The 15,484-nt window shown below is 60.5% G+C and carries 27 protein-coding genes and 1 pseudogene; 27 read left to right on the top strand and 1 reads right to left on the bottom strand.

The genetic code is table 11. The annotated features are described in order from the left end of the window. Nucleotides 1-149: 149 nt before the first annotated feature. From J7I86_RS19470 to J7I86_RS19340, 27 genes and pseudogenes are all read left to right on the top strand, one after another. Nucleotides 150-1,529 (top strand): recombinase family protein, encoded by a 1,380-nt coding sequence (locus J7I86_RS19470; RefSeq protein ID WP_214822519.1) that lies wholly within the window; start codon nucleotides 150-152, stop codon nucleotides 1,527-1,529. Between the two features lie 170 nt (nucleotides 1,530-1,699). Then, on the top strand, nucleotides 1,700-2,059 hold the full coding sequence (locus J7I86_RS19465) for an ImmA/IrrE family metallo-endopeptidase (protein ID WP_214822518.1): 360 nt from the start codon (nucleotides 1,700-1,702) through the stop codon (nucleotides 2,057-2,059). A gap of 79 nt (nucleotides 2,060-2,138) precedes the next feature. Continuing rightward, nucleotides 2,139-2,744 carry an HNH endonuclease gene (locus tag J7I86_RS23360; protein ID WP_396019916.1) on the top strand — a complete coding sequence of 202 codons (606 nt, stop codon included), beginning with the start codon at nucleotides 2,139-2,141 and terminating at the stop codon, nucleotides 2,742-2,744. Continuing rightward, nucleotides 2,705-3,595 carry a PD-(D/E)XK nuclease family protein gene (locus J7I86_RS19455; RefSeq protein WP_214822516.1) on the top strand — a complete coding sequence of 297 codons (891 nt, stop codon included), beginning with the start codon at nucleotides 2,705-2,707 and terminating at the stop codon, nucleotides 3,593-3,595. Before J7I86_RS23360 ends, J7I86_RS19455 begins: the two co-directional genes overlap by 40 nt. After that, nucleotides 3,592-3,777: a hypothetical protein gene (locus tag J7I86_RS19450; protein WP_214822515.1), complete on the top strand. Its 186-nt coding sequence runs from the start codon at nucleotides 3,592-3,594 to the stop codon at nucleotides 3,775-3,777. The genes J7I86_RS19455 and J7I86_RS19450 overlap by 4 nt, the downstream gene beginning before the upstream one ends. A 3-nt stretch (nucleotides 3,778-3,780) precedes the next feature. Beyond that, the gene (locus J7I86_RS19445; RefSeq protein WP_214822514.1) at nucleotides 3,781-4,662 is read left to right on the top strand and encodes a hypothetical protein; all 882 of its coding nucleotides are present in this window, start codon (nucleotides 3,781-3,783) and stop codon (nucleotides 4,660-4,662) included. A gap of 90 nt (nucleotides 4,663-4,752) precedes the next feature. After that, complete coding sequence (locus tag J7I86_RS19440) at nucleotides 4,753-5,157, top strand: hypothetical protein (RefSeq protein WP_214822513.1); 405 nt, start codon at nucleotides 4,753-4,755, stop codon at nucleotides 5,155-5,157. Nucleotides 5,158-5,227: 70 nt separating this feature from the next. Continuing rightward, nucleotides 5,228-5,713 (top strand): hypothetical protein, encoded by a 486-nt coding sequence (locus J7I86_RS19435; protein ID WP_214822512.1) that lies wholly within the window; start codon nucleotides 5,228-5,230, stop codon nucleotides 5,711-5,713. Nucleotides 5,714-5,798: 85 nt separating this feature from the next. Beyond that, a complete protein-coding gene (locus tag J7I86_RS19430) occupies nucleotides 5,799-6,527 on the top strand; it encodes a DnaB-like helicase C-terminal domain-containing protein (protein ID WP_214822511.1) in 729 nt (242 codons plus the stop codon). A 10-nt stretch (nucleotides 6,528-6,537) separates the two neighbouring features. Next, nucleotides 6,538-6,819 (top strand): hypothetical protein, encoded by a 282-nt coding sequence (locus J7I86_RS19425; protein ID WP_214822510.1) that lies wholly within the window; start codon nucleotides 6,538-6,540, stop codon nucleotides 6,817-6,819. Continuing rightward, nucleotides 6,816-7,022, top strand: coding sequence for a hypothetical protein (locus tag J7I86_RS19420; RefSeq protein WP_214822509.1), 207 nt, complete (start codon nucleotides 6,816-6,818; stop codon nucleotides 7,020-7,022). The genes J7I86_RS19425 and J7I86_RS19420 overlap by 4 nt, the downstream gene beginning before the upstream one ends. After that, nucleotides 7,019-7,531, top strand: a complete 513-nt coding sequence (locus J7I86_RS19415; protein ID WP_214822508.1) for a crossover junction endodeoxyribonuclease RuvC — start codon at nucleotides 7,019-7,021, stop codon at nucleotides 7,529-7,531. Before J7I86_RS19420 ends, J7I86_RS19415 begins: the two co-directional genes overlap by 4 nt. Beyond that, nucleotides 7,531-7,743 (top strand): hypothetical protein, encoded by a 213-nt coding sequence (locus J7I86_RS19410; RefSeq protein ID WP_214822507.1) that lies wholly within the window; start codon nucleotides 7,531-7,533, stop codon nucleotides 7,741-7,743. Before J7I86_RS19415 ends, J7I86_RS19410 begins: the two co-directional genes overlap by 1 nt. After that, nucleotides 7,724-7,894 (top strand): annotated as a pseudogene (locus J7I86_RS23355) (hypothetical protein); the annotation flags it as partial. The gene J7I86_RS19410 and the pseudogene J7I86_RS23355, both read left to right, overlap by 20 nt. 43 nt (nucleotides 7,895-7,937) lie before the next feature. After that, nucleotides 7,938-9,539: a hypothetical protein gene (locus J7I86_RS19400; protein WP_286180025.1), complete on the top strand. Its 1,602-nt coding sequence runs from the start codon at nucleotides 7,938-7,940 to the stop codon at nucleotides 9,537-9,539. An 11-nt stretch (nucleotides 9,540-9,550) separates the two neighbouring features. Continuing rightward, nucleotides 9,551-9,775 (top strand): hypothetical protein, encoded by a 225-nt coding sequence (locus tag J7I86_RS19395; protein ID WP_214822504.1) that lies wholly within the window; start codon nucleotides 9,551-9,553, stop codon nucleotides 9,773-9,775. Beyond that, nucleotides 9,772-10,050: a hypothetical protein gene (locus tag J7I86_RS19390; protein ID WP_214822503.1), complete on the top strand. Its 279-nt coding sequence runs from the start codon at nucleotides 9,772-9,774 to the stop codon at nucleotides 10,048-10,050. The genes J7I86_RS19395 and J7I86_RS19390 overlap by 4 nt, the downstream gene beginning before the upstream one ends. Beyond that, on the top strand, nucleotides 10,047-10,262 hold the full coding sequence (locus J7I86_RS19385) for a hypothetical protein (RefSeq protein WP_214822502.1): 216 nt from the start codon (nucleotides 10,047-10,049) through the stop codon (nucleotides 10,260-10,262). Before J7I86_RS19390 ends, J7I86_RS19385 begins: the two co-directional genes overlap by 4 nt. Next, nucleotides 10,259-10,864 carry a hypothetical protein gene (locus J7I86_RS19380; RefSeq protein ID WP_214822501.1) on the top strand — a complete coding sequence of 202 codons (606 nt, stop codon included), beginning with the start codon at nucleotides 10,259-10,261 and terminating at the stop codon, nucleotides 10,862-10,864. Before J7I86_RS19385 ends, J7I86_RS19380 begins: the two co-directional genes overlap by 4 nt. Next, nucleotides 10,861-11,085: a hypothetical protein gene (locus J7I86_RS19375; RefSeq protein WP_214822500.1), complete on the top strand. Its 225-nt coding sequence runs from the start codon at nucleotides 10,861-10,863 to the stop codon at nucleotides 11,083-11,085. The genes J7I86_RS19380 and J7I86_RS19375 overlap by 4 nt, the downstream gene beginning before the upstream one ends. Nucleotides 11,086-11,184: 99 nt before the next feature. Next, entirely contained in the window at nucleotides 11,185-11,421 is a 237-nt protein-coding gene (locus J7I86_RS19370) for a hypothetical protein (protein WP_214822499.1), read from the top strand. 110 nt (nucleotides 11,422-11,531) lie between these two features. Then, a complete protein-coding gene (locus tag J7I86_RS19365) occupies nucleotides 11,532-11,957 on the top strand; it encodes a hypothetical protein (RefSeq protein ID WP_214822498.1) in 426 nt (141 codons plus the stop codon). Next, nucleotides 11,954-13,123: a hypothetical protein gene (locus tag J7I86_RS19360; protein WP_214822497.1), complete on the top strand. Its 1,170-nt coding sequence runs from the start codon at nucleotides 11,954-11,956 to the stop codon at nucleotides 13,121-13,123. The genes J7I86_RS19365 and J7I86_RS19360 overlap by 4 nt, the downstream gene beginning before the upstream one ends. An 83-nt stretch (nucleotides 13,124-13,206) precedes the next feature. After that, nucleotides 13,207-13,608 carry an HNH endonuclease signature motif containing protein gene (locus tag J7I86_RS23350; protein ID WP_396019924.1) on the top strand — a complete coding sequence of 134 codons (402 nt, stop codon included), beginning with the start codon at nucleotides 13,207-13,209 and terminating at the stop codon, nucleotides 13,606-13,608. A gap of 56 nt (nucleotides 13,609-13,664) precedes the next feature. After that, complete coding sequence (locus J7I86_RS19350; protein ID WP_214822495.1) at nucleotides 13,665-14,225, top strand: hypothetical protein; 561 nt, start codon at nucleotides 13,665-13,667, stop codon at nucleotides 14,223-14,225. A gap of 1 nt (nucleotide 14,226) precedes the next feature. Further along, on the top strand, nucleotides 14,227-14,739 hold the full coding sequence (locus tag J7I86_RS19345) for a hypothetical protein (RefSeq protein ID WP_214822494.1): 513 nt from the start codon (nucleotides 14,227-14,229) through the stop codon (nucleotides 14,737-14,739). Next, nucleotides 14,736-14,987: a hypothetical protein gene (locus J7I86_RS19340; RefSeq protein WP_214822493.1), complete on the top strand. Its 252-nt coding sequence runs from the start codon at nucleotides 14,736-14,738 to the stop codon at nucleotides 14,985-14,987. The genes J7I86_RS19345 and J7I86_RS19340 overlap by 4 nt, the downstream gene beginning before the upstream one ends. Nucleotides 14,988-15,093: 106 nt before the next feature. On the opposite strand, the gene J7I86_RS19335 is transcribed toward J7I86_RS19340, so the two are convergent. After that, entirely contained in the window at nucleotides 15,094-15,417 is a 324-nt protein-coding gene (locus J7I86_RS19335) for a hypothetical protein (RefSeq protein ID WP_214822492.1), read from the bottom strand. Nucleotides 15,418-15,484 lie beyond the last annotated feature (67 nt).

The following is a 15,484-nucleotide window of genomic DNA, read 5'->3' as shown; positions in this document are numbered from 1 at the left end:
TATGTGTGTAGTCCGTCCGCTCGGTATGACTTTACCGGTGCAGCGGGGGTATGCCGGCGACAACCGTCATGACATCCCTGGGGATTCAGAGTAGCTTTGCGGAGTGCTGACGTTACTACGCAAGTAGCATCAGAAGCTATGCTGCCCTTATGCAGAAGTCTGGATTCGTTTATTGTCGCATCAGTCAGGACCGAACTGGCGCAGGGCTAGGCGTCGAGCGTCAGGAGACTGACTGCCGGCAACTGGCCGAGTCGCTGGGCATCGACGTGCTCAAGGTATTCGTCGACAATGACCTATCTGCCTACTCCGGCAAGGCGCGTCCGGCCTATCTCGAGATGCTTGATGCGCTTCGAGATGGCCAGGCGCAGTCCGTGATCTGCTGGCACACGGACCGATTGCATCGGTCGCCGGTGGAACTGGAGAGTTACATCGACGTCAGCGAAAAGCGGAAGGTCACAACCTACGCCGTTCAAGCTGGCGAGATCGACCTCAGCACCCCTAGCGGCCGCGCTGTGGCCCGAACGCTGGGTGCATGGGCTCGCTATGAGTCTGAGCATAAATCGGAGCGTCTGAAGCGAGCCAAGCAGCAAGCGAAGGAGAAAGGTCGCTGGACAGGCGGCCCGGCTCCTTACGGCTGGAAGATCGTAGATGGCTTCGGAGTGATCGACGAAGAGCAGGCGAATGCAATCCGGTTGGCTGCCAAGCTCGTTCTCATGGGCGCAACTTTCTACTCAGTGATCCAGGAGTTTGAGTATCGTGGCATAAAGACAGCCCGGGGCGCGGATCGCTGGAACCATGTCAGCCTCCGTGACGTATTGCTGCGGCCGAAGCTGGCAGGTCTCCGCGAGGTTGACGGCGAGCTAGTCAATGACCCCGGCTTCCCGGCCATCCTCCCCGAGGAGGAATGGCTCGGCCTACGGGCGGTTGTGAGCAACCCGGGACGTCGAACTTCGTTCGACAACCGCAACAAGTATCTGCTGACTGGCATAGCCGAGTGCGTCTGTGGCAGCACCATGAAAGTCGGAGCTCGCACAGATCACCGAGGGAAGAGGCGGCCGATCTACCGCTGCAAGGTGCTGGGACAAGGCCACGTGCAGCGGCTGGTTGAATACTCCGACGCACTGGTCTCCGCGACGATGGAGGCCATGCTGGAAGCGCAAGATGCAAAGGCCTTCACGGCGGCCGCAGTCGAGCCCAATCCGAGCTATGCGGCGGAAGCCAATGCGCTGCGTGCAAGGCTGTCAGAGGCGGCTGTAATGGCTGCTGACGGTGTTATCAGCATGACTCAGCTTGGCCAGATGACAGAGAGGCTGAGAGGGAAGCTCGAAGAGCTTGAGAACGCTGCTGCTGAGGCCGCGATTGCGGCGACCGAAGGTAGCTTCGATGCGGCCAAGGAATGGGGTGAAGCTAGTCTTGAGCAGAGGCGGAAGCTGCTGCAGCGCCTGGTGCGAATTGAGTTCCTGCGGGTCGGCAACACTAAGGGGCCTGCGTTCGATCCTGAAAGTATCCGCATTACCCCGAAGTGGTAGAAGGGTCTCGGCGTAACTACAGCGTGTCGAGTAATTAAGGCCGATTCGTTATAGAAACTGGCTTTCAATGTCAGACCCTCGTGAGTTGATTGCAACATCAACTAGCACTTCAGTCACTGGGGAAACACATGCCACACCGCACCTACTGTCCGCTCACCCACCTTCGTCAGATGGGGGTCAAGGTCGAGTTCATCGAAAACCTGCCCGAGCAGGGCCTTTACTATCACGATGAGCGGCGCGCTGAGATTCGACTCGGCATGCCACCAGATAAGGAGCGGAGCGTCCTCGCTCACGAAGCCGCACACGCGGAGCTCGGACATGTCTGGACCGACATCTGGTGTGTAAACGCCAAGATGGAACGCACGGCCAACGCAATGGCGGGCCGCAGATTGATTGACTATCACGAGATGATCCGCCTGCAGCGGGCGGGTCTGGATGAGAAGGCCATCGGCGAGCGGCTCGGGGTGGCTCGGGTAATCCTGCGAGCATACCTATGGCTAAGTTCGCCGGCATGGCAGCTGGCTGCTTGAACAACTGAATAAAGCAGTAACTCAGGGGAGTCCAGACGCGGGCTCCTCTTTTTTGTGCCCAATTTACCCAAGGAGGGTGATGGCTAGGACATGCAGCATCGAGCCTTGCGGCGGGAAAGTTCACGCTAAGGGCTGGTGCCAGAAGCATCACAAGAGGTGGTGGAAATATGGCGATCCACTCAAGACCACAACGGCTCCACTCGACCTCACTATGCAAGAGCGCTTTGAGCGGGTCGGCTGGGACGTTACCGAGAGCGACTGCTGGGAATGGCGCGGCGGTCGTAGTGAGCGCGGTTATGGCCAATTCCGAGCGCCAGGCAGGTCTTGGGTAGCTCCGAGAGCCTCTCACTATATCTACATCGGCCCAATTCCAGAGGGACTGGTCGTCTTGCATGAATGCGACAATCCGCCGTGCGTCAACCCTGCGCATCTAAGGGCGGGCACGACAGCTGACAACTCGGACGACAAGGTTTCCAAGGGTCGCCAGGCGAAGGGTGAGGACGTCAACACCAATAAATTAGCTGCCGAGCATGTGTTCGAAATTAGGCGACAAATAGCCGAAGGGCGGCGAACATCAACGCTTGCAAAGTCCTTCGGCGTTTCTCCATCAGCAATCAGTGACATAAAAGCAGGAAGGACGTGGGCATGGTTGCACCAGAACCACCAAGACTCCGTCGCAGCGTAAGTCAGCTAACTAGCTTCTCGCAATGCTCGGAGGCGTACCGCCTCCAGAAGGTAGCCAAGGCACCGCAGCGACCAGCAGCTTGGTACGCCATGGGCAGGGCGGCTCACAAGGCGATCGAGGATTACGAGAACAGCGGCAGGTCGCAGACGGCGCCTGAGCTTGTCGAGGTCTTCAACGAAGCCTACGACGCCGAAATCAACGCCGACCTGCTCAAGTGGCCCGACTGGGACTCGTGGCTTACGGGAGGCCGAAAAGGCGGGGAGCAGGATGTCGCCGACCGCAGGGTCATCGGCGCCTATCAAGTCGAGCAGTACATCGAGTACGCGCTGGAGAACGCAGCAGTGTGGCGCGTCATTGCCTCAGAGGTTGAGTTCGAGATTGAAATCGGGGGCGTAATAACCACCGGCTTCATGGATCAGATTCGGCAACATGTCGACGGCTCCCTCGAGGTTGCTGACCCGAAGGGTGGCTCCACTGTCCCCGGCTCTGGCGTGCAATTGGCCGTCTATGGCAGGGCGGTTGAGGAGCATATGGGAGTCAGGCCTACAAGGGCCTGCTTCATCAAGCTGGCGAGACCAGCGACGACACGCGGCAAGGCGAAGCCGACTACCGAGCTACATCACGACCTGTCGCAGTGGCCGGACGAGATGCTCGACCGGATGTTCCGCGACTTCGATAAGGCCGAGCGGCAGGGTCTTTACCTGCCGAATCCGACGGAAGACTGCCACCGCACTTGCGGCGTCGCTCAGTACTGCTCGATTCCGCTAAAAGGCCATATGGAATCTGCCGCACAATTCATCAACATCCGCAGCCGCGAGGACTACCTCGCGAATTTGAAAGAGGTCGCATGACTGACACGATCACAAACAAGCCCGCAGGTCAGCTCTTGCTGGCGATCAATGCTCTGGCGTCCGGCTTCAATGGCCGCAGCCGCCTCCACGTTTACGGCGGCACGGTGCCTGAGGCGACCGTCGCCAAGCGGCGTGCGGCCAACAAGGCGGCCCGAGTTGCCCGCCGTGCAGGGAGGCGCTAACTCTTGGACAATGGTAAGCGCTTAGGCGCGCAGAGTCGCTGCTGGATCGCTCCGGTTGGCACACGACTGGATGAGGCGGGCTGGAAGCCTCTTGGCTTCATCTCACTGGACGGCTTCGCCACGCCAGAGCAACAGGCTGCCGATGCCCGCGAGAAGTACTGCATTCCGCAGCGCTTCCTAGCCGGGATGGCGCCGAACAGCATCGAGCTCACCATGGCGGACTTGAGCCCTGAGGCTCTTGAGCTCTACTACGGAAGTCCGGCAACGCGTGCGGTCCTCGGCAATGAATCACCGAATGAGAGGAGCAAGCCCTTGGGCTTGACGAAGGATCACAAGTATACCGACAGCGATGGCGATGCAATCGAGGTCTCAGCGCCACACAACGCCCCAGAGGGCACGGTAGCTCACCTGCTCATCGAGCAGGGTGGCGATGACGGCGTGGGGGTGTATGTCGACGCAAGCACCAGTGTCCCACTGGCGATCAACGTGCTTGGCTACGACCGCCCGAGCGCAGGACGCAGCGCGGCGGGAGCTACAAGGTACAACGGGCACGAGGTGAATCGCATGATCCCCGGCAACCACGACGAGCGTGACGCGAACGTCGCTGAGGCCATCGACTTGCTGCGTGGCGCTGACATCTTCGACCAGCGGGAGGCTAGCAAGGCTGCGGCAGCTGGGGCCGAAGCGAAGCGCAAGGCCGATTATGAGGCCTCGAAGCTTGAGTCGCTCAACCGCGCCAAGAGCAGCTTCGAGGATGCCCTCACATTGGCGGCACTCGACGGCGCATCGGCTGAGTCCGCAGCCATGGTGCAGGCCGCGCTCTCCGCCTACGAGACAGCGCGCCGCAAGTACGAGGCCTGCCCCACTAGGCAGGCTACGCAATAGACCAGGCGACTTCCATTCGGGGGTCGCCTTTTTCATGCCCAATGGGCAATCAGATTCACCAGCACATCAGAACTACCGAGAGGTTCCATCTTGTCTTTCTTCAACACCGCTTCAGGCTCCTCAGTCAAGTTTGAAACTCAGAACGTTGAGTTTGTCGGCCAGATCAGTGGCCCTGTCACTCAGGTCCAGGACACGGTCTTCGGGAGCCGTGACGAATTGAAGTTCTGGAAGGACGGGACGCCCGCCATGAAGGCCCTCGTCCCCGTCACCACTCAGGCCGGCGAGACCCAAACCCTCCATGTGCCTGCATCATCCCGCCTTCATAAGGCGATTGGCGCGGCGCTTGGAGCAGCAGGAGCTAGCGACCTTGAGCAGGGTGGCGTATTGGGGATCACCTGGACTGGCTACGCAGCCGGCAAGAACCCGAGCAACCCCCCGAAGGACTATTCCGTTCGCTACATCACGGCAGCAGACGTCGCCGCTCAGGCCGCCTAGTTGCAGCAGTTGGCGGAGCTTCGGCTCCGCCAACTGCTTTGCCCGTAGACAGAACTGAGAGGAGTCTGCATTGGCAGACAGTATTATTGAGGCGCCAATCGGCGTAACGCTCAAGTCGAGCGATGACCGCGACGCCCCATGGATTACCCTGCGGGCTACTGATGTGCAGCAGCTTCAGTCGCAACTGCATGAGCTGGAGAACAGCGGCGTACTGGTGGACATCGGCCGCGTTGCTGCCCTATTCCACGTGAAGTCGATGCTCGGGGCAAAGCTCGAAGCGCGGCCGCTTGATCCTGACGTAGATGGCGGTTCGTTCGCCAACGTGAAGGCCGCTCCGGCCGCCGTCGCTACACCGACTGCAAAGCCACCAGCGACCACTGAGCAGCCTGTCACCAAGCCCGCGAACTTCCCCGCCTTCCCCGCATTCAAGGCTGCCGCAGCGGCGGCAACGCCCGCTCCGGCAGCATCCTCAGCGCCTCGTGAGACATCGGCTTCACCGGCAGCGGCCCCAGCCGCGAACGGCTTCCCAGCGGCCCCAGCCTGGAAGCGACCATAACCAGGGGGTAGTTATCCAGACAATCACGCAGAGCCGTCGCAAGAACCTCGCGGCGGGCGAGCCGATTCATTTGCCGTTCGCGGCGATGGTGAGCACCAAGACCCTGATCCGCAAGGGGCAGTTGACGCTGATTCCAGCGGGGCCAGGCACCGGCAAATCGGCAATTGTGCAAACCATCCTGCAGCGGGGTGATGATCGCGGCAACCTAAATACGGCCATCTACTTCTCGGCCGACTCGGACCCGTCAACCATGTTCAAGCGAGCGGCCGCGATCCACTCCGGGTGGGAGCAGTCGGCAATCGAGGACATCCTGACGACTGGCGACAGTAGTGGCATTGAGGCGGCCGTGAAGGCCGCCACTTCGCATATCCGATGGGACTTCAACTCCAGCCCGTCAGAGGAGTACATCCTCCGCGAGCTGGAGGCCTACGCGGCGACCTTTGGGGCTTGGCCTGATGTGGCCGTGGTCGACAACGTGAAAAACGTTGACATCGGAACTGGCGAGGGCGAGTTCGGAATGCTTGAGCAGACCTGCGTCTTCCTGCATCAGATTGCCCGCGACACCAACATGGCGGTGATCGCACTTCACCACGTCAACGGTGAGTTTGAAAACGGGGTCACCCCGATTCCCCTGAACGGCGTGCGCGGCAAGATCACCAAGACGCCGGAGGTCGTGCTCACGCTGCACCGCAGCGATGACGGCACCAAGGCCCACATTTCACCGGTGAAGAACCGCAACGGCAAGGCTGACGCCTCTGGCCGCTGGTTCTTACCTATCAACGTAGACATGGCGCGCATGTCGTTTACTGGCTGAGAGGAGCCAAGTGACTGCAGATTTGCAGGAGCCGCAAGAAATTGGCGGCGTTGAATGGATTGTCGACTTCGAGAGTGAGCCGCCTCAGCGGCTCGTGAAGATCGAGTACGACGCCGCAACTTTGATGGCGTTGGTTGACATAGCCAACTACGCGCTTGCTTCCCGCACTCCACAGACTCGCGAGAATGCGTTCGCGTTCAGGGACTATGCGCTGCGAGTTGTCCGCGAGCTGGAGAGCCGCTCGCTGATCGACCAGGAGCAGTGGAAGGCGACTGCCGAGGTGTCTGAATGAGCAATGAACCCACCGAGGAGGCCGCGCAGCACCTTGACGCGGTCATGGACACCGGTGAGGCGTATTCGCAATTCTTTGGCTACACGCTGAGCTGCCTTTGGTGCGAGTACCGAGCGCAGGGCAAGACGAAGCGCGAGGCTCTGGCCCAGATGCAGCGCCATTACGACAACTTTGATGGCATCGGGGATGTGGTGCTGCGATGAGGGTTGCTGGCATTGACCCGTCACTGAATGCGACGGGGCTGGCGCTGGCTGACGGCAGCACGGTGACGCTGAAGCAGAAGCCTGCCGACGGTGACTACCGGCTGGTGAAGATTCGCACCAGTGTATGGGCCGATGTCATAGATGGCCACAAGCATGACCTTGTTGTCATGGAAGACCTGCCAAAGAACGCCATGGGGGCTGGCATCACGGGCCAGGTGCAAGGCGTCATTCGCGAATTGCTGCAGGATCACGGCGTCCCCTATCTGCTGGTCAGCGCGGCAACGCTAAAGAAGGCCGCAACCGACAATGGACGCGCCGACAAGGCCCAGATGCGCCAAGCGTGGCTGGAGTACTCGGGCATCGACAACTCGCATGACGACGAGGTTGATGCCGAATGGCTGCGCATCATCGGGCGCTACATGGTGGGCGACATAGACGCCCCCGGGCCTCACTGGCCAGGCGCGGTCGTAAAGCTGTGGCCCGCATTCAACAAGCTAGCCGTCTGCTAGTGCAGTACGACATCGATTCCACTGGAGCGGTTCAGCTGACGCTGACCGCTCATGAGGCGGAACGCCTCGAAGAGTTCCTCCACCTGGCGGCCATGTCCCTTCAGACGTGGCCGCTTTGTGTTGGCGAGTTCATGACTGAGAGAAAGGAGCGGCGCAATCTCAATCTTCAATCAGCAGCAAAAGACGGAGCGAGTGCCGGTCCCGATTCGTGACGTCCTCACCTACTACGGGTTCCACAACCTGCCGAATGGCCATCGCGGCTGGATAGCAGTGCGCTGCAATTTTCACGGAGACTCGCAAGCCTCCGCGTCATTCAGCGAGCAGCTCGAGGCCTACGTCTGCCACGCCTGTGACATGAAGGGCGACGGGCTGGCTCTGATTATGAAACGAGAAGGCATTGGCTATATTGACGCCACCGTCAGAGCTGGAGAAATCTCTCCTGGCTGGAACGGCAGCGGAGTATCACAAGCAACTACTCAGCCCCGAAGGGTCCGAGCACTATCGCTATTTGACGGAGACTCGCAAGCTCAGCCGCGAGACGATAGAGCGCTTCCGGCTCGGCGTCGTGCTGGGGTCCGACGTATCTCCGACTAACGAGACGGTGCGTGGCTTTATCAGCATTCCGTACCTCAGCCCAACGGGCGTGCTGTCCATGCGCTTCAGGCGTCCGCCTGAGAGCGATGCTCCGATGAAATATTTTTCACCGAAGGGAACCAAGACTCGCGTCTTCAACACCAACGCGCTGCTTGACCCGGGGCATTGGATTGCGATTGCGGAAGGGGAATGCCTGCCCGGCTCCGCAGAAGTACTCACCTCGAAGGGGTGGATTTGCCTTGATGAATGGGATGGAGAGCAGGTTGCCCAATGGGACGAGACGGGCCAGCTCCTCATGGTGTCGCCCACTGCAAAGGTTGAGAAGCCTTACGCTGGCGACCTGATCGCCTATCGCACCAAGGGCTACACCAGCGTAACCACACCCGGGCATCGCATGCCTCAGATCAATGAGCGGTCGGGCAACTTGGCATTCACCACGGCCGACGCCCCGAAGGCGTCGGGGCTGATTCCAAGGGTCGGCATGTTGGATGGCCCCGGGATTCCACTGCTTGATGATGAGATTCGCCTGCTGCTAGCTATTGCGGCCGATTTTACGATTGACACTCGCAAGAACGGCGCCAAGTATGTACGCGCCGGCATAACGAAGGCTCGGAAAGTCGAGAGGCTTGAGAAGCTTGCAGCCTCGTTGGGTATCGAAATTTCCAACAACCCTCTCAACTCGGCAGAAGGTGATGAAGCTAGGTCAATTTGCTTCCACATTCCCCGCGATCTGCCGGTGTTCAAGCGCCTTCCGGTGGAGTGGATTGCGCAGGCCACGAGCGCTCAGCGTGAGCTAATCCTTGAGGAGATGGTGCTCTGGGATGGGAACTCCGTTCCCAAGCGCAAGCAGACCGAGTTTTCCAGCAAGAGCTACGAGGACGCTAAGTGGATGCAGACCATGGCCCATACGTCTGGACGCTGCTCTTCGATCATTGAGCGCGCCAATGAGTGGGGCAAATGGTACAAGGTGTCCATCTTGCATGGCAAGCAGACATCGAGCTGGCAGGGGCTGGCGAAGAAGCAAAAACGCGAACCTTTCGAGGGGCGCGTTTTTTGCTTGACGGTGCCATCCGGGGCCTTCTTGGTCCGCCAGGAAGGGCACATCTCCGTCACGGGCAACTGCGACACGATGGCCGCAACCCAGTGCGGAATCCCCGCCATTGGCATCCCCGGGGTCCAGTCATGGGCTCCGTACATGAGAAACATGTTGAGCGGCTTCAGCCGCATCATCGTGATGGCTGACAACGATGACAAGGGCCAAGGTCTGGCGTTCGGCGAGATGATCGCCGAACAGCTGGAGGAAGTGAAGATCATCCTCGCCCCCAAGGGCCACGACGTGAATAGCGCGCTAGTCGAGCTAGGCCCTGCGGGCCTGCGCGAACACTTCGGTGTCGACAAGCACAACAACGACTGAGAGGCGGCCTCATGGCTGCATTCCGAGCTGAGGCGGCAACAGTCCGCCGCAACATTATCCTGCCGCCAAAGACCCCACGCAGGGCCGCCAAGACGGCGCTACTGCAGGGCGTTACGGCAGTACTTGACGCCGCAATTATGGACAGCGGCGAGACCGATCTACGGCAGGGCATTCTGACCGCCGTCTACAACCACGACATCGAAGCATTTGAAATCAGATGGGACATCGCAAAATGAGCGTATTCAAGAAGTCTTCCACCATCACCGCAGCAGCTCCGACCCTCGAAGAGCGGTCGAACGCAGCAGCAGCTACCGCAGCAAGCGCCTTGTCAATCTTCCAGCTGGCAGCGGGCGACCTTGACCGCGCAGCCAATGAGCTGACGGAAGTTCGCAACGAGGCAGAGGAAGAAGCCGCTCGCCTCTTGGAGATCAGCGACGCTGCCGAGCAGCAGGCATTCCAGAACCGCCTGCAGGCCACCAAGATTCGCGAGTTTGTCGGGGCCGCTGAATGAGCCGCCGCGAGCCCATCTATCACCGCCAGGAGGTCCCGCTGGAAGCCAGCGTAAGTCAGGTCCATGACCTGCTTCGCGAGAGCTACAAGCAGCTTACGGGGCTTGCTGGCTTCTTCGGAGTCGACCTTGAGGGCGGCACTATCATGCAGCGAATCGAGCGCAGCCCTGAACTGGGTCGCTCGATTCTTACTATCTGGGAGGTAACTGAGTGATTCTTCTAGCGCTAACCGGGGCGGCCAGGAGCGGCAAGGATTCCGTCGCCGACCGCCTGGTCGAACGGCATAACTTCACCAAGATCAGCTTCGCAGCTCCACTGAAGCAGGCGCTGAAAGCCACCGATCCGATCCTTGGTTTTCACCCGTATCGCAATGGCGAGCTTGTTCGCCTCTCCGAGGCTCTGGCAAATGAGTCGGAAGACGTCATCAAGCAGACGTTCCCCGAGTATCGCCGCCTGCTGGAGAAGCTTGGCACCGAGGGCATCCGCTCGTTAGATGACGGCTTCTGGGTGCGTCAGGCCATGCGGAACTGCCGGGAGGACGGCGGGCGCTACGTATTCCCCGACGCTCGCTTCGGCAATGAAGTGCAGGCGGTCAGGGATGAGGTGCTTGACCTCTTCGACAAGCCCATCGAGGGCGAGCTTGCTGAAGCCTGGCACATCGTCCGCCCGTCGCTCGTCGGCCCCGTCGGCGAGGTGCATGCGTCAGCAGCCCTGCACGGCAACCTCGGCGAGGACCGCGAGGTGCTGAATGACGGCACGCTGGAGCAGCTGCAAGAGCGGGTTGACGCTGTCGTCGAAGAGCTGGAGGCTGCATGAACTACAAGCAAGTTGCAGGCTGTCTCCGTGAATACGGAAGCGCCCTGCGTGGTTCATGGGGCGATATTGACGGGCGCTCAGAGCAGATGTCGCTGAACGTTCTGGCAATGGCCATTGACAACCCTATTGGCTTTGATGTGCTAAGCATGCGCGAAGCACTAGGCGTGTGCCCAGCAGGCCATGGTCACTGGACTGAGTTTTGTGCTGAGGAGTGCGCATGATTGACGCCCTATCACTCCTCGGCTACGCCGTCTTGGCGGTTGGCTTGCTGATCCACGGTGCAACCAAAGCGCTCAACTGGCTGATTCGGAAGGTGTGGCATGACTGAGCAACTCCTCGACATTAGGCCAAGTGACCGCTATGACAAGGTGGAGGCCGCTTACGACGGCCTAAGCCCTGGCAACAAGGCCACGTTCCGCGAGGCCATCCAGGCGCCGGTCGCTGTCCACGGTCACGAGAAGATCGCCAAGGCGCTCCGCGCCCTTGGCTATGACATTGACCGAAGGCAGGTTCACTTGTTCCGAGAGAAGCTGGCGCGGGGCAAGGTGAGCCTTTGACGGCTGCTGACATACTGGCGGCCATTCGATCCACCTACCCAAAGGCAGCCGTGGTGCGAGAGGTGAGCATCGGCGACGCGCAAGTCGAGGCGGAGATGAACCTCTGGCGCATGACTGGCCCTCGAGGTGAATGGTGGAGGAAGCATCTAGCTGAGACCGGAGCGCCCGTCGCCTACGAGCTGCCGGATGGCTGGACTCCCTACAACACCCCGCCAGTCCGACGCATCGACGCACTCATGCGAGAGACAGCTGGCTACACGGCCATCGAGATCAAAGTGACGCGCGCTGACTTCAAGCGCGACACCCACGAGAAGCGGCGAGCTTGGCAAGCACACACGCGCCGCTTCATCTACGCGACGCCCGCTGGCCTGATCAATCCTTCCGAGGTGCCACCCGGCTGCGGGCTGTGGGAGTTCGATGGCTCCCGACTGACGATAGCCAAGAAGGCGTCCATCAACAAGGAGCCGCTGGCTCTGCCGCGATCCGTCTTTGACACGATGCTCTATCGGGTCAGCAACTACGAGAGGGCTGCATGACGAAATCACTGGAAGAGCTGCTGGCCACAAACCAGCCAGCCTTCATCACACCCGAGCAGGGTATGCCACGCGCGTTCCGCGCTGGCAGCATCAAGAAGGACGGCGTGCTCACGGCGGCCACAGGAGCCAAGCCAAGCGACTTTGAGGCGACTCACGAGAACTTGCTCAAGGACCGTGGCTATGACCCCGCAGAGTGGCGCATAACGTCTGTCACCGACAGCGAGTGGGACGTCCAGACGAAGACTGGGCCGACTCAGTTCCAGGCCTTCAAGTTCACGGCGGTACCGAGGGGCGCCGGCGAAGCCGAGCGACCTGACATCGAAGATTTGCTGGCAGTCGTCAACACGCCGCGAGTTCGCGTTGAGGGGAAGCGGGCGACTGAGGGTGCGTGGGTCCATGGGCTTGGCGACCTTCAGCTCTTCAAGATGGACGGCGATGGAATCGAGGGCACGCTTCGCCGCGTGCTGGCCTCTATTGACGCTGGTGTCGCTCAATATCTGCAGTTGCACGATCACCTCGCACACGTTCACGTAGCGTGGTTGGGGGACTGTGTGGAGGGCTTCGTGAGCCAGGGCGGCAAGAACGCTTGGCGCACCAACGGCACGATCACGGAGCAGGTTCGTCTGCTTCGCCGCATCATGCTGTACGCCATCGACGCCTACGCACCGTACTGCAAGAGGCTGACGGTAGTCAGCGTGCCCGGCAACCACGACGAGGCCATGCGCCACCCGGTGAGCACGCGCTCCGACGACTCGTGGGCCATCGACGCGCTGGTTGCAGTCTCCGATGCCATCACACTCAACCCAGACAAGTACGGGCACGTGGAATGCTTTGTGCCCGGTCCTGACGAGCAGGACGTGACGCTGGAGATCGGCGGCAAGATCGTCACCCACCTCCACGGCCACCAGTTCCGCATCGGCAAGGAATGGGACTTCTGGAAGGGGCAGGCGTTCGGCGGCCAGCAGGCTGGCCTCGCCAAGCTGATGCTCTACGGCCACCAGCACCACTTCTCTCTAGACAGCAAGGGCGACAGGCTACGTGTTTGCGTTCCCGCCCTGGAATCCGAGTCGACCTGGTGGCGCCACAAGACTGGCGAAGTCGGGGCGCCGGGTGGCCTCGTGTTCACCATCATAGATGGTGCTCCCGCTGGCTTTACCGTCCTCTAGTGGAAGTCGTAGTCGATGACTTCTTGCCCGGGTCGCCATTAGCGCACCCGGGCGCCGCAGGGCGCTTCTTCTCCAAGATTGAGATGGAGCTCAATGGCTGCTGGTCGTGGTGCGGCTATCGCTCAAACGGCTACGGCCAGTTGCGCATCGACAGGACGCCATACGTGTCCCACCGGGTGGCGTGGCTATCGCTTGTGGGGCCAATTCCAGAGGGTCTCCAGATAGATCACCTTTGCCGCAATCGGGCGTGCTGCAACCCTGGGCATCTTGAGCCAGTGACTTGCTCAATCAATCTGCGTCGCATTCCGAAGGGGACGCAGAAGCTGAAGTCTCACTGCATTCAGGGCCACGAGATGACCCCCAAAAACACGCTATGGCAAGGCAAGGGGAAACGCCGGCGAGTGTGCAGGGCATGTCGTTCTAAATGGAATGCCGATCAGCACCTGAAGCTCAAGCTTCGAAAGCAGCACGCCCTAGCTGCGTAACGTTTCCACTTTTGCAGGAGCCCTTCGGGGCTCCTTTTCTTTTGAGAGGGGTGGCATTGACCACCGATACAGACTTGGCCATTTCGCAGGAAGACTTCTACCTGCTGTACTCCGAGACGGCCCGCCGCATTGCTATCCGCGAGCACCGCCAGTCCACCATCTACGACGTGAGCGACGTTGAGCAGGCTATCTGGGAGCACGTCTTCAAGAAGTGGTCCGAATACCGCGACAAGGACGAGAAGCTCGTCTACGTGCTGATGCGACGGGCAGCCCGCAGCTTCGCGGAGAGGTCGCGCATCGACAGCATGTACGCCAACGGAACCTTCATCTACACGCCGTCGCTGGTAGCCACCTACCTCGAGACCTGCGCGTGGGAGCCACTGGAGGAAGTGCCTGATGTCGACGCCCGCGTTGACCTGGTCGAAGCCTTCGAGCTGCTACGTGCTAGCGCCCCCAAGCAGGCAGCGGCCGTCTTCAACCGCTACGCCCTCAAGGAGACGTCAGAGGCTGACCGCAAGAACGCCGAGCTTGGCGTGGACAACATCTGCCACCGCCTGAACAGCGGGCTGCGCCTGCAGTCCGAGTCCGTAGATTTCGCAACCAGCCAGGAGGTCTGAGTTGATCTTCTGGATTCTCCTCGCACTCGTCATCGCCGGTGCTGTCACGACTTTTGTATGCACGCTATGGGACGGGCCATTCGGTGCCATCCTCATGAGCCTGCTGGCGCTGGTCGGCGGAGGCTTCATCGGCTTCCTGCTCTGGGCCGGCAGCTATGCGCTCATTCAAGAGCGCGACCATGCGGTGGTCGGCGAATCGACACAGCAGCTAAGGGCGCTCGGCAACGCAAGCGGCCTTGAGGGCCGCTCCTACTTCCTCGGCGGCGGCTACATCGAGGACAAGCGAGTCCTGAACTACATCACGCAAAGCGAAGATGGCGCCATCCGAGTTGAGCGATCCGACGCCAGCGACTCGACCATCTACGAGGGCAGTGAAACTGCCACGGTCAACATCAAGGTCGTCGATGCCAGCAACCCATGGATTTCGCCATGGCCGCTGGACACGAAGTACATCTACGAATTCCGCATCCCCTCAGGCTCCGTCGTGGAGTCCTACGCATTGGAGAACAAGTGATCATCACTCCCGTTTCAATCGTTCGCCCGTCTCGCAAGGAGACGGCACCCGGCACGCTGGTCGCATTCTTTGTCGCCCTCCCGCTGTTCGCGCTGCTCCTCTGGGCAGCATTCCTTGGCGTCGCCAATGACCTCTTCAACGTCGAGCTGACCTACTGGCAGTGCCTGCTGCTGATCCTCGGCTGGAAGGCGCTGAACTTCGGCAACCCCACCAACCTCTTCACCAGCAAGCATCCCGACGATGCCTAGTTGTTAAACGAAAAATGCGGCACCAGCTACTCATCGCGAGTAGCTGGTGCCGCATTTTTTTGTGCCCTCTTACCAGGCAGTCTAGAGTCGCGTCACCCGACGGACCCTACTTGAGGCCGTCGGGTCGCTTAGGGGGGGGAGGCGGCCCTCCGGCCGCTCCCCACGCTAGGAGCTCGATCTCGTAGGTACGGTGCAGGCTCAGCTGCGTGAACAGCTCGTCGATACGAGTGTCCTGCGCAGCCATGCGCACGCGGTCGGCTTCCCGTTCACGCTGATCAAGCTCGCGCTCCTTCTGCACGCCAGCAACCATCAGCTGCATCTGCGAGAAGGGGTCAAGCTTTGTTGGACGCTTGTTGATGAGCGCGGCAATGACGCCGCCGACTCCGGTCGCAGTAAGAAGTGCGAGGATGGCTGTTGCCCACTCTGGCATCAGCATGTTCCTCGGTAGTGAGAGGCCATGGAGGCCTCCTTTCGGATATGACAAAGGCCACCCGGTT

This window comes from Arthrobacter sp. ISL-95, assembly GCF_018613695.1.
Classification (GTDB): domain Bacteria; phylum Actinomycetota; class Actinomycetes; order Actinomycetales; family Micrococcaceae; genus Arthrobacter.
This window is presented reverse-complemented; position numbering and strand designations above follow the sequence as displayed.